Source organism: Bradyrhizobium sp. USDA 4474 (assembly GCF_054057515.1).
Genome location: NZ_JBSRZJ010000002.1, coordinates 6,337,041 through 6,353,323 on the forward strand (window position 1 = coordinate 6,337,041; position 16,283 = coordinate 6,353,323).

The following is a 16,283-nucleotide window of genomic DNA, read 5'->3' on the forward strand; positions in this document are numbered from 1 at the left end:
TGATCAGGCCGGTACAACGTCGGCTCTGGCCGATTCCGATTGTGCTTGCTGCGGGGTTTGGTCGCGTCGCCGCAGACCGAGATAGGCGGGATCGAAGCCGGCCAGCCGGACCAGTCCGGGCCAGTCGGAGATCGTCAAGGTCTTGCCGTGCCAGTGCAGCAGGTTGCAGCGACGCAATTCCTGGATGGTGCGGTTGGCGTGGACCGGGGAGATGCTGCAGGCGGCGGCGAGGTCGGATTGGGTAAACGGCGAGGACAACCTGAAGTCCCGCGCGAGCCCGACGTTTTGCAGGCGGGCCGTGATCTCGCAGAGCAGGTGCGCCGCCCGCGTCAAGGCGTCACGACTGCCGAGGTTTATCGTCCAGTTGCGCTGTATGGCATGATCGCCGATCAGCATCAGCAGCAAGGCGCGGGACATTGCAGGCGAGCGCATCGACAGCTCGCGAAGGCAGCGATGCGGAACGAAAGCGACGACGGCTGGGCCGAGCGCAATGAGGTTGCCGTCGATACAGGGCCTGTAAAGCGTCCGGAGATCAGCAATGTCGCCGGGGACGGAGATTGAGGTGATCTGCCCTTCCGATCCATAGGCATCCTGCCACGACAGGTAGCCTTGGAGCAGCAGGCAGCATTGATTGCTGGCGTCGCCGTGACGCAAGATCGCCTGACGTGAACCGAAATGCGCAATCGTGCTCGGCATTTTGGTCAGCAGATCGAGGTCGTCCTCCGTCAATTCAGCGAGGCTTGCCAAATGATCGGCGAGCTTGGAGAAAGCAAATCCGGTCTGCATTTGTGGTCCGATCGTGCGCTGCCCGGTGTCACTCTGGCGGAGTGAAAAAAGGCAGGCAATAACCTTTGATAATCCACAGCGATACGAGGTTGTGCACCATCGCCGATCTCCGAAGTTGCCGCTGGCGCGGTTCCTGCGGGGAACGCCGGGCCGCGGTTTCGTAAAAAAACGTCCGGCACAGGGCACACGCGTCGGGTTATCGGGGCTCAAGTGCGATGATCACCCCTTCATTGCCGCGAAGAAGGATGGAGGCATCCGGCGCCGACCTCGACGTTCGGTCAAGATGGGTCGATAGCAGCAGATGACCGCGACCCTGCCAGTGCCACTTGCGTGGCTCGGCAGCGATGTTCAGGGCGACCAAAATCTCCTCGCCGTTTTGTACACGCTTGAACGCAAAGACGCTGTTCTGGGATCGCAGCGGCTCGTAGCGGCCTTGACGAAGGCATGCATGTTCGCGCCGTAGGGTCATCAACGCGCGAAACAGTGCCAGGATCGATCGCTCCTCGCTCTGCTGCGCGCTGACATTGGCTGAGCCCTCTGGATCGAGCGGCAGCCATGGGCAGCCCTTCGTGAACCCGCCATTGACGCTGCCATCCCATCGCATTGGCGCTCGCTCGGGATCACGGCAGAGGCCGTAGCCCGGCACGAGCTTTTCGAAGGGATCACGGACGAGATCGGGCGGGATCGAGACACGCTTGCGGCCGATCTCGTCGCCCATATAGAGGAATGGCGTTCCCTTCAAAGTCATCAGAAGCATCGCCAGGACACGCATCTGGGCCTCGCCGATCTTGCTCGCGATCCGCTGCTTGTCGTGACCGCCGATCACCCACACCGGCCAAGCGTCCTTGGGCAGAGCATTGAAATACGCATCGATCGCCGCCTGTAGCGAGAATGCATTCCAGGGTGTGTCCAGCAACGCAAAGTTGAGGGGCAGGTGCAGCCGCGGTCGCTCCGTGCCGTAGAAGTGACCGATGCGGTCGGTTTTGCCCTGAACTTCACCGCACAGCAGCCGCCCGGGATATTCGTCGATCACGCCGCGGATGAACTCGATGCACTGCATCGTCTCGGGCCGGTCGTCGGTAAACACCGGGGTCTGGCGCTGCGGTGGCGGCTTGCCCCCGGCCTCCGGATTGGGTGGGTTGTCGCGCAGGTGCGCGTCCTTGATCAAGACCGCGCTTGCATCGACGCGAAAACCGTCGACGCCCCGATCGAGCCAAAAGCGCATGACGTCCGCCATGGCAGCGCGCACGTCCGGATTGCGCCAGTTGAGGTCGGGCTGCTCGACCAGAAATGAATGGTAGTAGTATTGCCGCCGCGCCTCGCACCATTCCCATGCGCTGCCGCCGAAGCGACTCAGCCAGTTGTTGGGCGGTCCACCGTTCTCGGCAGCGTCGGCCCAGATGTACCAGTCGGCCTTTGCGCTGTTGCGCGAACTGCGGCTCTCGACGAACCACTCATGGTCGTCGGCGGTGTGGTTGGGGACGAGATCGAGAATGAGCCGGATGCCGGCCTGATGCAGGGCGGCGAGGAGCTCGTCGAACTCGTCCAGGCTGCCGAAGGCTGGATCAACCGAGCAATAATCGGAGATGTCGTAACCGAAATCGCGGAACGGGCTCTTGTAGATCGGCGTGAGCCAGACGGCGTCGACGCCGAGCCATTTCAGGTAATCGATGCGCGACATGAGGCCGCCGAGATCGCCCTTGCCGTCACCGTCGGAATCCTGAAACGAGATCGGCGCGATTTCGTAAATGACCGCAGATCGCCACCACAGGCTCTCGTCAGGCAACATCGCAGTCATCGTCTCTTTTGACCTTGCATTGCCTTGAATGATCTCGCTCTCAGGACTTCAGGGATGCCGCATGTGCTGCGATCCGCTGAGGTTTGTCTCGCACCACGAGACATGTAAGTTCAGGACGGCGCAAAGGTTGCTATTGCTGCCGCCGATCTCTGAAGCCGCGACGCAACGCGTGGTGTCGGATCGGGCCGCAAAATCGGATTTATTAACCTATTGAAGTGCTGGAACCTGATTTCGGTCGCAATCTACAAACGATGCCGGCTTGGGCCGCCCCAACCGACACGAGATTGGCCCCGGTGCCATCCTCCCGCCGGGGCCATTTTCCCTACGAACCACCAACCCCGAAATGAAGATGACCGCCAAACGTAACCGTAGGAAACAGACGCAACCGCTTCAGCAACGCTTGATGTCATTTGCCGAAACCGCCCGCGACCGCGCCCACCGCTTGCCTCCCGGCAAGGAGCGCGAGATGTTATTGCGGCGCGCCAAGCAGAACGAGGTGACCTCGGCCTTGACCGACTGGTTGAGTGCTCCCGGCTACCGAAGACGTGGAGAATGACGATGTGCGCTATCAGGGATCGTCGCGCTTCGTTTATCTATCCCGATAGTCGTATCTTCGTGGGTATCAATCCGGTTTCGCACCGGATGGCGGCCGGCCATTAGGGCTATCGGGGACAAGGCCTGGTCTTCCACAAGGATAGCCGTCTACGCGGCACTGATCGGCAACATCCTGGTCGCCATCACCAAGATCGGCGCAGCGCTATGGACGGGGAGCTCGTCGATGACGAGCGAGGCCGTCCATTCGGTCGTCGATACCTCCAACGAGGCGCTGCTGCTGTATGGATATCACCAGGCAACCCGGCCCCCGAACGAGGCGCATCCGCTCGGTCATGGCCGCGAATTGTACTTTTGGAGCTTCATCGTTGCCCTGCTGATCTTCGCACTCGGTGCCGGCGTTTCATTCTATCAGGGCGTCATTCACGTACTGCGGCCGCAGCCGATTGAAGATCCTGTCGTCAGCTACGTTGTGCTCGGATTATCCTTCCTGTTCGAAGGAGCCTCCTGGCTGATCGCTTTGCGGCGTCTGGAGGCGGACGGTAGACGTTACGGCTACTATCAGGCGTTCGTTCGCAGCAAGGACCCGCCTGCCTTCGTGGTGCTGCTTGAAGACAGCGCAGCACTCACCGGGATTATCGTCGCGGCGGCCGCAACGGCAGCTGCTGTCTTGCTGAAGCAGCCTGTCTGGGACGGTATCGGGTCCATTCTGATCGGAGTTCTGCTCGGGATCACCTCCATTGCGCTCGCGCGCGAGAGCAAGAGTCTCCTCATTGGCGAGCCGGCTGATCCCGAGCTCGCGCGGTCTATTCTTGCTTTAGCGCGGCGGTTCCCTGGCGTGCTTCGCGCCAACGGTCTGCTGACCGTGCAGCTGTCTCCGACCGAGGTCGTGGCGGCCCTCAGTATCGAGTTCGCGGATGAGAAGCGCGCGGACGAAATCGAGGAGCTCGTCGTTGCGATCGAATGCGAGATCCGGAAGCATCATCCCGAGGTGGTGGCCATATTCATCAAGCCGCAGACGCAGGCCCGATATCGACGCGCGCGAGCGGATCGGTTCGAGGACGGGAAGACGTAGCGCGCCTCGTAACCGGCCTCATGGCAGCGAGTAGGCCCGCACGTAGTCGCCGAGTTTGGTGCCGAACGAGCCGTGGCCGCCGTCGACCGTTACGACATATTGCTTGCCGCCGCTCTCATACGTCATGGGCGTCGACTGGCCACCGGCAGGAAGCCGGTCCTCCCAGAGTTTCTTCCCGTCATTGACATCGAACGCCCTGATGTAGTCGTCCATCGTTCCCGAGATGAAGAAGACGCCGCCTGCCGTCACCATCGGACCGCCCAGCATGGGAACGCCGAGCTTGAACGGCAGCGGAACAGGAGCCTGATCACGGATCGTGCCGATCCGGTGCTGCCAGACAACCTTGTTCGTCTTGAGGTCGATGGCTGCGACGTTCCCCCAGGGCGGCGCGAGGCAGGGGATACCCAACGGCGAAAGGAAGATGCCGAGGTCGACGCCGTAAGGGGCTCCATACATCGGCTGCACGCCCAGCTCGGTGCCGGGCGGATGCGCCGCATTCGGCGCGGCCGGATTGTCCTTTCCGCGGGGCACAAGGCGGGAAATGAAGGGGATGGATTGCGGGTTGGCGATCGCGATCTGCCGCCGCGGATCGACGGCGATACCGCCCCACTCGAACATGCCGAAGTCGCCCGGGAAGACCAGCGTGCCTTGCTCCGACGGCGGCGTGAACGGTCCTTCGTAACGCAGGCGCTTGAATTTGATGCGGCAGGCGAGCTGGTCGAACATCGTGCTGCCCCACATCTGCGCGCCGGTCAGCATGCGGCGCGGGCGGAAGCTCAACTCCGAAAATGGCTGTGTCGGCGACAGCCGGTCGCCCGGCGCGGGGCCCTGCGGTACCGGCTTTTCCACCACGGGCACCAGCTGATGCCCGTCGCGGCGGTCGAGCACGAAGATGTCGCCGGTCTTGGCTGGAATGTAAATCGCGGGAGTTGTCTCATTTCCGGAGTGAATATCCACCAGACTCGGTTGTGACGGCATGTCCATGTCCCAGAGATCATGATGGACGTTCTGGAATGACCAGCGCAGCTTGCCAGTCGCGATGTCGAGCGCGACCATCGCCGAATCGTAGCGCTCCTCGTCCGCCGAGCGATTGCCGGCCCAGATATCGGGAGAACTCGAGCCGAGCGGGACGTAAACAAGGCCCAGATTCTCGTCGACCGCGGAGATGCTCCACGAATTGGGCGAACCGGCCGTGAAATGATGCGAGGCCGACGGCATCTCGTTCGGATCGGAATTGCCGGCATCGAACGCCCAGATCAGCCGTCCCGAATAGATGTCGAAGCCGCGGATCACTCCGGACGGCACGCGGTCGGAATAATTGTCGATGACCGCGCCGCCTACGATCAGGACCTTGTCGGTCACCACCGGTGGCGAGGTGCCCTCGTAGAAGCCGAGCGTGGTGACTTCGCTGCCTTCCTTGAGATCAATCTGCCCGTGGTTGCCGAAGTTTTCGCAAGGTTTGCCGCTCTGCGCGTCCAGCGCGAACATGCGACCGTCGTCCGTCGGCAGGAAAATTCGCTCGGGGCACTCGCTCGGAGCCGCTGTGCCATCCGCGGTCTGCGCGCCTGATCTGGTCGCGTGATAGGCGACACCGCGGCAGGTCATGTGCTGAAAGGCTTTGTTGTGCCGGACCTGCGGGTCGAACTTCCACCGCAGCTTGCCCGTCGCCGCTTCCAGCGCGAACACGATCTGATGCTGCGAGCAGGTGTAGAGGAGGTCTCCGACCTTGAGCGGCGTGGCCTGATTGGTGATCTCGTCGGGATCGTCGGGTCCCTTGTGGTCGCCGGTCCTGAATTCCCAGGCGAGCTTGAGGTCCTTCACATTGTCCTTGGTGATCTGGTCCAGCGAGGAATAGCGCGTGCCGAAGCCGGTGCTGCCATAGGCTGTCCAGTCCTTACCCGCTGCGGGCTCGGACGATGCGGACGAAGCAGCGCCCGATGCGTTGTTCTCGGGCAGCGTTCCGGCAATCGCACGACGATCCCTGCTAAGGGAGACGCCGAGCACGACAATCGCGATGATCAACACGAGTCCAAGCGCCGATCGCGCGGCCCGCAGGCGCGGCATCAGGCGTGACGATACGAACGGCAGCAGCAGCCACACGCCGATCGGTGCCAGAACATCACCGCGGGGGGCCAGCGACCAGAAATCCAGCCCGACCTCCCACACCGCCCATCCCATCGTGCCGAGCAGCAGTGCGGCATAAACCCAGAGCGCTGCGGCGCTGCGGTTCGCAAGCAGCCAGCAAGTGAACAGGAGAACGATCCCGGCAATCACATAGTAAGGGGAGCCGCCGAGGGTTGCGAGCCAGACGCCGCCAAGGAGCAGATACAGGCCCATGATGGCGAGAACCACGATGGTTATGGCAAGCCAAGGCGTTTCGCGGAATGAGGTTTTGATGGAGATCATCGGGGCTGCTCGGCTATTTCAGCGTATAGAGAAACGCCGCGATATCGCGTGCGTCCTTAGGCGGGATGCCCATTCTGGGCATGGCGTTACCCGGTAACGCCTTCTGCGGATCTTCGATCCAGGCCGCCATGTTGTCGGGCGAGTTCTGGATGTAGCCGGCGATATAGGTGCGCGTGCCGACGCGATGCAGCGGCGGGCCGACATTGCCGTCCGCGCCGGCAATGCCGGGAATGTCGTGACAGCCGCCGCAATGATAGTTCTTGACGAGGTCGGCGCCCCTGCGCGCGTCCCCATTGAAATTGTCAGGGCTCGCAGCTTTGGTCTCGCCGCAGCCGATCGCCGCCATGCCCAGGAGCGAGGCGATCAGCAATCGTGCGGCAGGAATGTCGGCCATTCGTCACTCCGATCACGGCTTCTGGCCGAAGCTGAATGACTTGGTCGCCGACCAGGGATCTGTCGTGGAGACCTGCTCGCTGGGCACCTGCTCGACTTCAGGTGAGAGCGGGTTTGCCGAGAAGGTGCGGCCCCATTGATGGCTCGGTTCGTTGCTGATCCTGCCGATGTACGTCACGAGGTCCCAGATCACGCTGTCAGGCAGGACCCCGCCCCAGGCCGGCATTCCGTTCGGTCGCCCCTGGTAGATCGAGAGGTAGATGTTTTCGGGCTGCGAGCCGTAGGTGAACGTGCTGTTGCTCAGCGCCGGACCCATGCCGCCGCCGCCGTTGGACGCATGGCAGCCGATGCAGTTGAAATTGACGAAGTAGGTCATCCCGCGTTGCTCCGCATTCGGATCGCCCTGCGCGGGGTTCTTGATTTGTGGTGGATCCGGCTGCGCGCCCGGGTGGAGATGACTGATCGGAACCTGCATGAACACGCCGGGCCGACCATTGCCGACACTACCGCCGAAGTTCGGCCGCGGCGCCAACGTCGGCATCTGTGCCTCCTGCGATTGCGGCAGGGCCTGCTGGGCAGGCACGACACCTTGCGGCGTGGCCGCCAGCAGCAGTGACAACGCGCTCGCGCGCAATGCTTGGGCCGGCATCACTCATGGCCTCCCGATGCTGTGATCGGCGTCTCGACCAGCGGCACGCCGAAACTTCGCAGCAGCGACGCAATCTCGGATCGATGCGCGTCGATGAATGCGTTGAGCCGGTCGCGCAGAGCGTGATCGCCCTTGCGTACGCCCATCGCGATCGCGAACTGGAATTGCTGGGGTGCAAAGCGTTCGCCATCCTGCACGGGCGTGACCGTGAGGGGCACGGTGGAACGCTGGGCGAAGTAGCCGCCCAGAGGTCCCCAGGCAGCAGCGATGTCGATGTCGCCATGCTCGACCGCCTCGATCAGGCGCGCTGGCGGGTCGGCTTGGCGATAATCGCCGTAGATCGAATAGCCGCGAACGTTATCGACGATGCCCTGCTCGCCGAGAGCCTCCGCGGGGGGCGGATTATTGCCGTCGTCGCCGATGAGATGTACCCCGATCATCAAATGGTGAAGGCGCGGGTCGAGCAGGGAGGACAGATCGAGGTGCTGATCGCGTCGGGTGACGAACACATAGCTGGAGCGATAATACGGCTTGGTGGTCTCGACCAGGTCGTAGCCGGCAGGCACACCCATCACCACGTCGCACATTTCGGCCTTCAAGGTGTTGCGGATGAAGCCGCGGCGCTGCGCCCACCAGGTGTAGGCGACCTGTTGCCCGAGAGCCTGCGCGACCATCGTCGCGAGCTTGTTTTCGAAGCCGGCCCCCGCATTGTTGGAAAACGGCAGATTGTTCGGGTCGGCGCAGACGCGGAGTTCACCATCTGGCGCGGCGACTGCCGGCGAGGCAAGCCCGATCAAGGCGCCAAGAGCGATGGCGGCGGAGTCACTGCGCAGGCGCATGGCTGCCGTCCTGGCCATTGGGGCTACCGAGCTTGAACACCAGCAACTCGCTGCCGCCGGCGGTGTAGAAGGGCAGATCTTGTGTCGCGCCGGTGAATCCGAGCGCACCATTGCGAACGCGCGGATCCACTTCCGCGTTGGCCACGACACCGGGCCAGCCGCCCACACCCGACAGGATTGCGATGTACTGCTGGCCGTCCGAGCCGCGATAGGAGACCGGCTGGCCAATGAAGCCAGAGCCGGCGCGGAATTGCCAGAGCACGTGCCCGTTCTTGGCGTCCACCGCCTTGAACAGCCGGTCCATGGTTCCGTAGAACGCGACGTCACCCGCGGTCACGAGCGCACCGCTCCAGACCGGCAGCTTCTCGTGGATTTCCCAGACTTTCTTGCGTGCGATCGGGTCCCACGCCATGAACTCGCCGCGATAGCCGCCGGGACCGGCATACATGTCGACATCAGCCCCCACATAGGGCGTGCCGGCGATGTAGCCGACCTGCGATGCCTTGAAGTTCATGCAGAGGTGCTGATGCGGTACGTAGAGCAGCTTGGTACGCGGCGACCACGCCGTTGGCTGCCAATCCTTCGCGCCAGGAGCGCTCGGGCAGATATTTTCGATGGTCTTCCCGAGAAGCGGGGTCTTCTCGTCGTTAGGGATGATTTTACCGGTCTTCAGATCGACGCCTTTGTAGCTGTTCACGTACTCATAGGCGTCCGCCGAGATCACTTCGCCGGTGGCGCGATCGATGACATACATGTAGCCGTTGCGGCCGGGATGGATCAGTACTTTGCGTGTCTGTCCGTTGAGCTCGATATCGACCAGCACGTTCTCGTTGATCTCGTCATGGTCGAAAAGATCGTGCGGATTGACTTGATAGGCCCATTTCGCGTGGCCCGTGTCGGGATCACGCGCGAAGATCGTCGTGCTCCAGAGATTGTCGCCGGACCGCTGGTTTGCATTCCAGGGACTTGGATTGGCGGTGCCGTAATAGATCAAGTTGATATCCGGATCGTAGGAAATCCATCCCCACATGGTGCCACCGCCGACCTGCCATCGATCCGCGGGCCAGCTCTTGACGCCTAGATCCTTGCCCTTGAGGTTGTCGTAGAACGGCTTGAAATCGTCGCCGATCAGCACGTCCTTGTCGGGGCCTGTTGCGTAGGCACGCCAGGATATCGCGCCCGTGTTTTCGTCGAGCGCGGTGACCCAGCCGCGCACGCCGAGCTCGCCGCCGCTGTTGCCGATGAGGACCTTGCCCTTCACCACGACGGGTGCCATCGTGATTGTCTCGCCCTTGTTGATCTCGCCGAGTTTCGTGTGCCAGAGCTCCTTGCCCGTCTTGGCGTCGATCGCGACCGAGTGATTATCGAGCGTGTTGAGAAACACCTTGCCATTGTCGAAGGCGAGACCGCGATTGACGACGTCGCAGCAGGCGACGCCCGCGGCGGCGGGCTCCGGTTTCGGTGCATACGACCATTTCAATTCGCCAGTGGTGGCATCCAGCGCAAAGACGCGGTTGGGGTAGGGGCCCGCATAGGGGCCAACCACGTACATGGTGCCGTCGACCACCAGCGGCGCCGCCTCCTGGCCGCGGTCGGCACCGATCGAGAATGTCCAGGCGAGCTGTAAGCGCGATGCGTTGCCCGCGTTGATCTGGTCAAGGTCGCTGAAACGCGTGTTGGCGTAGTCGCGGGCGGCCATCGGCCATTGACCCGGGTCTTTCATGCGGTCGGCCAGATCGCTTTGGGCAACGGCAGGCGACAGCAACGCGCCGCAGGTGCAAAGCCCACCGATCGCTCGGCGCAATAACCGCCCGACGCGAGGCATTAACATAGGTGAATTCTCCACGGCAGTGACCGGGCCATGCCGCGTTGCAGGCCGCTTTGCCAACGTACAAACGTTGCGCAGACGCTTGGTTCCTAATACTGCCTCGAAGCGACGGTGCTACCGGACGACGTTGCCCGAGACCCCTGCGCCCAGATCGACCGCGATCTGATCCTCTTTGCCGTTGCACTTGGGGTGGCCAAACCCGGACGGGCTTTTGCCGTCGGGCCCGATGTCGTAGATGATCGCATCCTTCATGTTCGGGCTGACCCCGGCCGGCACGCGATCGAGACTGAGCTGGTGACGCACGCGCCAGGCGACATTGTGATCCGCGCAGGAGCTATCGCCGCTGACTCCAACCGCGCCGGCGATGCCCTTGTCGTCGTAGAGCGCAAGCCCGCCACCGAAGACGATGACCCCGCCAACCGGCTTGCCGACCATGGGATCGTGGTCGGTCCCAAACTGGTCCGGCGTGCCGCCGTAGATGACATCAGGGGCAGGCGGGTCGCTCAACGCCGCGCCGAACAGGAATCCGCCGGGCTGGGCGCCTGCATAGAGATTGGCGGTCGCCATCGCCTTGTCCTTCAGGCTGAATGCGTTCGCCGTGTTGGCCTTCTCAGCCGCGATCGCGCGGCTGCCGAGCCATTGGTCATCGACCTTGCTGCCGCTATAGGCGACGGCACAAACGATGCCCTGCCGGTTCACGACGGCCGCCCACTCGTTGTTGTCCAGTCCGCCGTTGCTGGGCCCGCCGCCGGGCTTGACGCTTTTCTTGAGGATATCGGCGAGTTGATCATGGTCAACCGGGCAGGACATGGCAGGGCGCGGCTGGTCCTGCGCGGTCGAGCCGCCCGGCATCGAGAAGGCTGCCGCGAGCAGGGCTGCGATTGTGAAGGCAGGGTGTCTGGCCATGTGTCCTCCACGGCGGCTGTCAAACTCAACAGCGAACGTCGCTTGGAACGAGCGGTTCCTATGACGATCCCCTGCTTGTGTCGTCAGCCCGAACGGACGGAAGATAGGCGGGAATGCGCGTCCATTGCAGTCAGCCAGCGATGGGCGAAGAAAAGCGCGGCGCCGGTATAGAGGACGCCCATGGGCACCCACATCAGCATCCCCGCAAGTTGCTGGTCTTCGAGCGGCGTCAGGCCGAATTCACCGGCGAAGGTGCCCTGAGCCGGAATCCATGGCCGTGTCGATAGCGTCAGCAGCGCACCAAGCACTCCGGAATGCAGCACCGTGACAAACAGGCAGACGATCGCGATGCCGTCACGGAGACGTACGCTGCGACCCGCTCCGCGGCCATGCAGCAGCACCCACCAGAACAAAAGTGCAGTTGCAAAGAAGCTGACGTGCTGGAGGCGGTGAACCGCCGTGTTTTGCAGTGCCCAGGCATAGAGTGGCGGCGCATGCCAGATCCACAGCGCCAGGCCATGCAGGGCCGTCGCGCTGACGGGATGGCTGATCAAAGCCCACGGCTGGGCCACGATCGGCCAATTCAGGCAACGCCCCGCCGCGGGACGAAGCGCAGCCGGCAAGCTCCACATCATCGGCCCGTTGATCCTGGCAAACGCCATCAAGGGAGCACCGAGGACCATGAGCAACTCGTGCTCGATCATGTGGGCGGTGAACAGGCGCTCACCCAGCCAATGCAGCGGCGAGGTCAGGGCGAGCGCCACGACCAGCCATCCCGTCCAGAATGCGGCGACCTGGGCGAAGCTGACGCCGCGTCCAGCGCCGGCATGGTGCCAGAGTCGTTGCGTTCCCACATAGAAGGTGATGCCGACGACGTAAAGCGGGCTCAAAAGCCAGGGATCAAAGCTCCAGAGCGATCCCGGAGCAACCTGCGAGATGCCATGAGCCATCGCCGGCCGGACAAGCAGGCCGAGAAGGAACGCGAGTAGGCTCAGCGCAGGCATGGACTGATCATCAGCGAAGCCGCAAGCTGGTTGGCGATCACGAGCGCAAAGAGGACGCCGCTGCCGACACCGAGCCATGCCATGAACGACCGTGGACCGCCGCCTTGCGCATCGGCCCATTCGGCTCCCGCGGCGCGGCGAACCGCGCGCGCGGATATCGCGGTGCCGATGAGGGCGACGATCGCCAGCACCGCGCTCATGATTGTGCCGCTTACCCGCGTCGTCTCGCAGGAGAAATGAGCGAATGCATAGACGCCTTGCAGGTTGATCCCCCAGGCGAGCGGACCGAGGGCGACGCCGGCCCAATAGAGCAGTCGTGCACGAGTATCGTTGACGGTCATAGGCGCGGTACCCAGTCGAGAAGGACGTAGAGCGGCAGCCAAGCCAGCACGACAAAATTCCAGTAGAACGCGTTGTCGGTGACATCGCTGAACCGGCGCGGCCTGGCGTGGCGGGTGAACATCAGCACCGTCAGCACCACCGTGTCGCCAAGATCGGTGGCGAGATGGGTCGTGTGCAGCCCGAGGATCAGCCAGACGATCGAGCCGTAGGCAGAATTGTCCCAGCGCGTGTTGAGATGAGCGAATTCGAAGCCGCGGAGAATCAGCAGCACGATGCCGATCAGCGACATCACGATGAGGCCTATGCGAACCTTCGCGAGGTCCTGCCGCAGTGCGACGCGATTGGTCATCTCGTTCGGGATGATGCTCAGCAGGTAAATCGCCACCTCGACCGTGCCCGGCCAGAGATCCGGCGGCGCGGCGCCGATCGGCCAACTGGTGTTGACGGCATAGAGATAAAGATAGGTGCCGATCGCGATGGCAAATCCCATGCCTTCAAGCGCCATGAAGCCCATGGCGCCCCACCACGGGCCGCTCCGCGGGCCATAGCCGTAGGTCGGCAAGTCGGCGACGTTGCGGACGATGGTTTGTCTCACTCCTCGTCCTCCTTGCTGCCAGCCGGCCAGAACCAGCCGATCAGCGCGACGGCCATCGGCGGCGTGCCCCAGAGCACCGCCCAAGGTGTGAAGATCGAGCCGATGAAGAAAATGGTCGTCGCGATCGCCGTGATCAGCGGCCAGAGACTGGGCTCGGGCGAAGCTTCACGGGTCTGCGGCTCTGCTTCTGCAAGCGATGTCAACAGAACCTCGCGTCGCTCCACGCTGAGCCCCGCGACGACGGGCAGGCTGTCGCTGTCGAACCATAAGGGATCGCGATGCTTGACGACCGGAATACGATCGAAATTCTGCGGCGGCGGCGGAGACGAGGTCGCCCATTCCAGCGTCGAGGCGTCCCAGGGATTGTCGCCCGCAAGAGCGCCGCTGCGAAGGCTGAAGATCACGTTGACCAGCAGCAGCGCGAAGCTGATTGCGAAAATCGCGGCGCCGCCGCTGGAGAGAAGGTTCAGATGGCCCCAGTCCATATCGGCGGTATAGGTATAGACCCGCCGCGGCATTCCGATCAGCCCGAGGAGGTGCATCGGAAAGAACGCGACATTGAAGCCGACAAAGGCAAACCAGAAATTCCATCGGCCGAGCCGCTCGCTGAGCATGCGGCCGGTGATTTTGGGGAACCAGTAATAGACGGCTCCGATGAGAGGGAAGACGGCGCCTCCGATCAGAACGTAGTGGAAATGCGCGACCACGAAATAGGTGTCGTGCACCTGGGTATCGATCGGCACAGACGCGACCATGACGCCGGAGAGGCCGCCAATCACGAAAATCACGATAAAGCCGAGCACGAACAACAGTGGTGTTCGGTAGACCGGACGGCCATCCCAGAGCGTCGCCAGCCAGCAGAAAATCTGCAGCCCGCTCGGTACCGCGATCAGCATGCTCGAGGCCGTGAAGAGCCCGGCGCCGAGCTGCGGCAGGCCGGTCACGAACATATGGTGGACCCAGAGGCCGAACGACAGGAAGCCCGTCGCAATCAGGGAAAGGATGACGACGGGATAGCCGATCACGGGGCGGCGGGCGAATGTCCCCAGGATCGCGGAGACCATGCCGGTGCCGGGAATGAAGATGATGTACACCTCGGGATGGCCGAAGAACCAGAACAGATGCTGCCAGAGAAGGGGATGTCCGCCCGAGGAGGGATCATAGAAGCGGGTGTTGACGAGGCGGTCGAGGATCAGCGACGTCGATGCGACCATGATCGAGGGCATCGCGAACATCACGAGGAAGCTCGTGACCAGCATCCCCCAGACAAACAGCGGAATGCGGTCGAGCGTCATGCCGGGCGCGCGCAGCTTGAAGACGGTGACGACGATCTCCACGGACACCGCGAGCGCCGCGACCTCGGTGAAGGTGATCATCTGCGCCCACACGTCGGGCCGCTTGGTCGGCGTGTATTGCAGGGACGAGAGCGGGACATAGGCAAACCAGCCGACGTCAGGTCCGGTATTGAGCAGGAACGAGATCCACAGGAAGCAGCCGCCGAAGAGATACATCCAGTAGCTGAAGGCGTTCAGGCGCGGAAAGGCGATGTTTCGCGTGCCGACCATCAGCGGCACGAGGTAGACCGCGAATGCCTCCATGACCGGCACCGCGAACAGGAACATCATCGTCGAGCCGTGCATCGTGAAGATCTGGTTGTACTTGTCCGGGGACAGGAACGTTTGCTCCGGGCCGGCCAGCTGAATTCGCATCAGAACAGCAAGGACGCCGCCGAGGACGAGAAACGCGAAAGCGGTGACGATGTAGCGCCGGCCGACGACCTTGTGGTCGACCGACATGAGCGCGCCGAAAAATCCGGATGGTGTACGCCAGATGCTCTCGAGCCGTGTCGAAAGCTGCAGACTGCTCAGCGCGTCGTCCCGCAACTCACGTTCGTCAGCCGCCATGCTCACTTGAGCTGCTCCAGATAATGAAGGATCGCGATGAGTTCGTCCGATTGCAGTGGCATCTTCGGCATGTAATTGCCGGGCTTGACGTGCTGGGGATCGGCGATCCAGGCGCCGAGCGTTGCCGGGGTCATCGGCAGCGTTCCGGCCGCGACGGTCGTGCGGCTGCCGACATGGGTCAGATCGGGACCGAGCTGGCCGCCGGCGAGTGTGCCGCGGATATTGTGGCAGAGCGCGCAGCCTCTTGCGCGGAAGAGCTGCTCGCCCTGCTTGCCAAGCTCATCTGTGGGGCTGTTCGCGTTCTCGTTTTCATGGTCGCGCCAGCGGCCGAACTCGTCCGGCGACAAGGCCAGCACAGTGAAGGCCATATGGGCGTGCTGAAGTCCGCAGAACTCGGCGCACTGACCGCGGTAGACGCCGACATTCTTGGCGGTGAACTGAAGCTCGTTGGTCTGCCCGGTGATGAGGTCCATCTTGCCGGTCAGGCTCGGAACCCAGAAGCTGTGGATGACGTCGGCGGATTCCAGCTCGACCTTTACCGGCTGGCCGGTCGGAATGCGGATCTCGTTGGCGGTTGTGAAGCTCTGGTGCGGGCTGTCGCCGTCATATTGCACCTCCCACCACCATTGATGGCCGATGATCTTGAGCGTGAGCGCATTGTCGTCCTTGGCGAACACGGTACGCTGGCCGGCATAGCTCACGATCGAGAGCCCGAGCACGATCACGAGGGTCGCGAGCCCCAAGCCCAGCACGACGCGACCACTTGCTTGCTCGAACGGCAGGTGCAGCGCCAGCGGCCGATCGGAAGCCCGCTTTCGGCGCAACATTGCGATGCCGAGCACGATCACGACGGCGATCCAGACGATTGCCGCTATGATCAGGAAGATGAAGAGAGTGTGAAGGATTCGATCGGACTGCAGCCCGTGCGGGTCGAGTGCGGACTGCCGCCCCGCGCACGCAGCCAGCGGCAGCATCACAAATGGCACCAAGGCCGTTCGCATTCTGACAGGCATCGATGTCCGCCGCGCTCCCCTGTGGAGGCGGAACCGGTCAATCGTATGAAGGTTCCTATTCGTCGCCCGAGAGGACGCTGTTGGCAAAAATTGAGCCGAGCGCGACTCTGACGATCAGGTCGAACGCGTACCATTTGGCGAGCGTTCGAGGACCGGCGATGCGGCGCAGAACGACCAGCGCCACGTAGTGAGC

At 62.9% G+C, this 16,283-nt stretch carries 16 protein-coding genes; 2 read left to right on the forward strand and 14 right to left on the reverse strand.

Features of this window, described 5'->3' with window-relative positions:
- Nucleotides 1-3 precede the first annotated feature (3 nt).
- Both ACVW16_RS31315 and ACVW16_RS31320 read right to left on the reverse strand, forming a co-directional pair.
- A complete protein-coding gene (locus ACVW16_RS31315) occupies nt 4-996 on the reverse strand; it encodes a Crp/Fnr family transcriptional regulator (RefSeq protein WP_456734693.1) in 993 nt (330 codons plus the stop codon).
- Entirely contained in the window at nt 983-2,584 is a 1,602-nt protein-coding gene (locus tag ACVW16_RS31320) for an alpha-amylase family glycosyl hydrolase (protein WP_456734694.1), read from the reverse strand. The genes ACVW16_RS31315 and ACVW16_RS31320 overlap by 14 nt, the downstream gene beginning before the upstream one ends.
- A 349-nt stretch (nt 2,585-2,933) precedes the next feature.
- Here ACVW16_RS31320 and ACVW16_RS31325 point away from each other — a divergent pair, with 349 nt between their 5' ends.
- A complete protein-coding gene (locus ACVW16_RS31325; protein ID WP_456734695.1) occupies nt 2,934-3,140 on the forward strand; it encodes a hypothetical protein in 207 nt (68 codons plus the stop codon).
- Between the two features lie 108 nt (nt 3,141-3,248).
- Nucleotides 3,249-4,211, forward strand: coding sequence for a cation diffusion facilitator family transporter (locus ACVW16_RS31330; RefSeq protein WP_456739060.1), 963 nt, complete (start codon nt 3,249-3,251; stop codon nt 4,209-4,211).
- An 18-nt stretch (nt 4,212-4,229) separates the two neighbouring features.
- Here ACVW16_RS31330 and ACVW16_RS31335 read toward each other — a convergent pair whose 3' ends face one another.
- The 12 genes from ACVW16_RS31335 to ACVW16_RS31390 all read right to left on the reverse strand — a co-directional run bounded on the left by ACVW16_RS31335 (nt 4,230) and on the right by ACVW16_RS31390 (nt 16,274).
- Nucleotides 4,230-6,548 carry a glucose/quinate/shikimate family membrane-bound PQQ-dependent dehydrogenase gene (locus ACVW16_RS31335; RefSeq protein WP_456705239.1) on the reverse strand — a complete coding sequence of 773 codons (2,319 nt, stop codon included), beginning with the start codon at nt 6,546-6,548 and terminating at the stop codon, nt 4,230-4,232.
- 82 nt (nt 6,549-6,630) lie between these two features.
- On the reverse strand, nt 6,631-7,011 hold the full coding sequence (locus ACVW16_RS31340; protein ID WP_456702846.1) for a c-type cytochrome: 381 nt from the start codon (nt 7,009-7,011) through the stop codon (nt 6,631-6,633).
- 12 nt (nt 7,012-7,023) lie between these two features.
- The gene (locus ACVW16_RS31345) at nt 7,024-7,659 is read right to left on the reverse strand and encodes a c-type cytochrome (protein WP_456734696.1); all 636 of its coding nucleotides are present in this window, start codon (nt 7,657-7,659) and stop codon (nt 7,024-7,026) included.
- Nucleotides 7,659-8,498: a substrate-binding domain-containing protein gene (locus ACVW16_RS31350; protein ID WP_456734697.1), complete on the reverse strand. Its 840-nt coding sequence runs from the start codon at nt 8,496-8,498 to the stop codon at nt 7,659-7,661. The genes ACVW16_RS31345 and ACVW16_RS31350 overlap by 1 nt, the downstream gene beginning before the upstream one ends.
- Complete coding sequence (locus tag ACVW16_RS31355) at nt 8,482-10,329, reverse strand: methanol/ethanol family PQQ-dependent dehydrogenase (protein ID WP_456734698.1); 1,848 nt, start codon at nt 10,327-10,329, stop codon at nt 8,482-8,484. The genes ACVW16_RS31350 and ACVW16_RS31355 overlap by 17 nt, the downstream gene beginning before the upstream one ends.
- A gap of 111 nt (nt 10,330-10,440) precedes the next feature.
- On the reverse strand, nt 10,441-11,178 hold the full coding sequence (locus tag ACVW16_RS31360; protein WP_456802630.1) for a heme-binding protein: 738 nt from the start codon (nt 11,176-11,178) through the stop codon (nt 10,441-10,443).
- Nucleotides 11,179-11,315: 137 nt separating this feature from the next.
- A complete protein-coding gene (locus ACVW16_RS31365; RefSeq protein ID WP_456734699.1) occupies nt 11,316-12,236 on the reverse strand; it encodes a cytochrome c oxidase assembly protein in 921 nt (306 codons plus the stop codon).
- Nucleotides 12,224-12,577, reverse strand: a complete 354-nt coding sequence (locus ACVW16_RS31370; RefSeq protein WP_456702851.1) for a hypothetical protein — start codon at nt 12,575-12,577, stop codon at nt 12,224-12,226. Before ACVW16_RS31370 ends, ACVW16_RS31365 begins: the two co-directional genes overlap by 13 nt.
- Entirely contained in the window at nt 12,574-13,173 is a 600-nt protein-coding gene (locus ACVW16_RS31375) for a cytochrome c oxidase subunit 3 (RefSeq protein ID WP_456734700.1), read from the reverse strand. The genes ACVW16_RS31370 and ACVW16_RS31375 overlap by 4 nt, the downstream gene beginning before the upstream one ends.
- Complete coding sequence (ctaD, locus tag ACVW16_RS31380; protein WP_456738147.1) at nt 13,170-15,077, reverse strand: cytochrome c oxidase subunit I; 1,908 nt, start codon at nt 15,075-15,077, stop codon at nt 13,170-13,172. Before ctaD ends, ACVW16_RS31375 begins: the two co-directional genes overlap by 4 nt.
- Nucleotides 15,078-15,079: 2 nt before the next feature.
- Nucleotides 15,080-16,063 carry a cytochrome c oxidase subunit II gene (gene coxB, locus ACVW16_RS31385; protein WP_456738503.1) on the reverse strand — a complete coding sequence of 328 codons (984 nt, stop codon included), beginning with the start codon at nt 16,061-16,063 and terminating at the stop codon, nt 15,080-15,082.
- An 82-nt stretch (nt 16,064-16,145) separates the two neighbouring features.
- On the reverse strand, nt 16,146-16,274 hold the full coding sequence (locus ACVW16_RS31390) for a hypothetical protein (RefSeq protein ID WP_456734701.1): 129 nt from the start codon (nt 16,272-16,274) through the stop codon (nt 16,146-16,148).
- Nucleotides 16,275-16,283 lie beyond the last annotated feature (9 nt).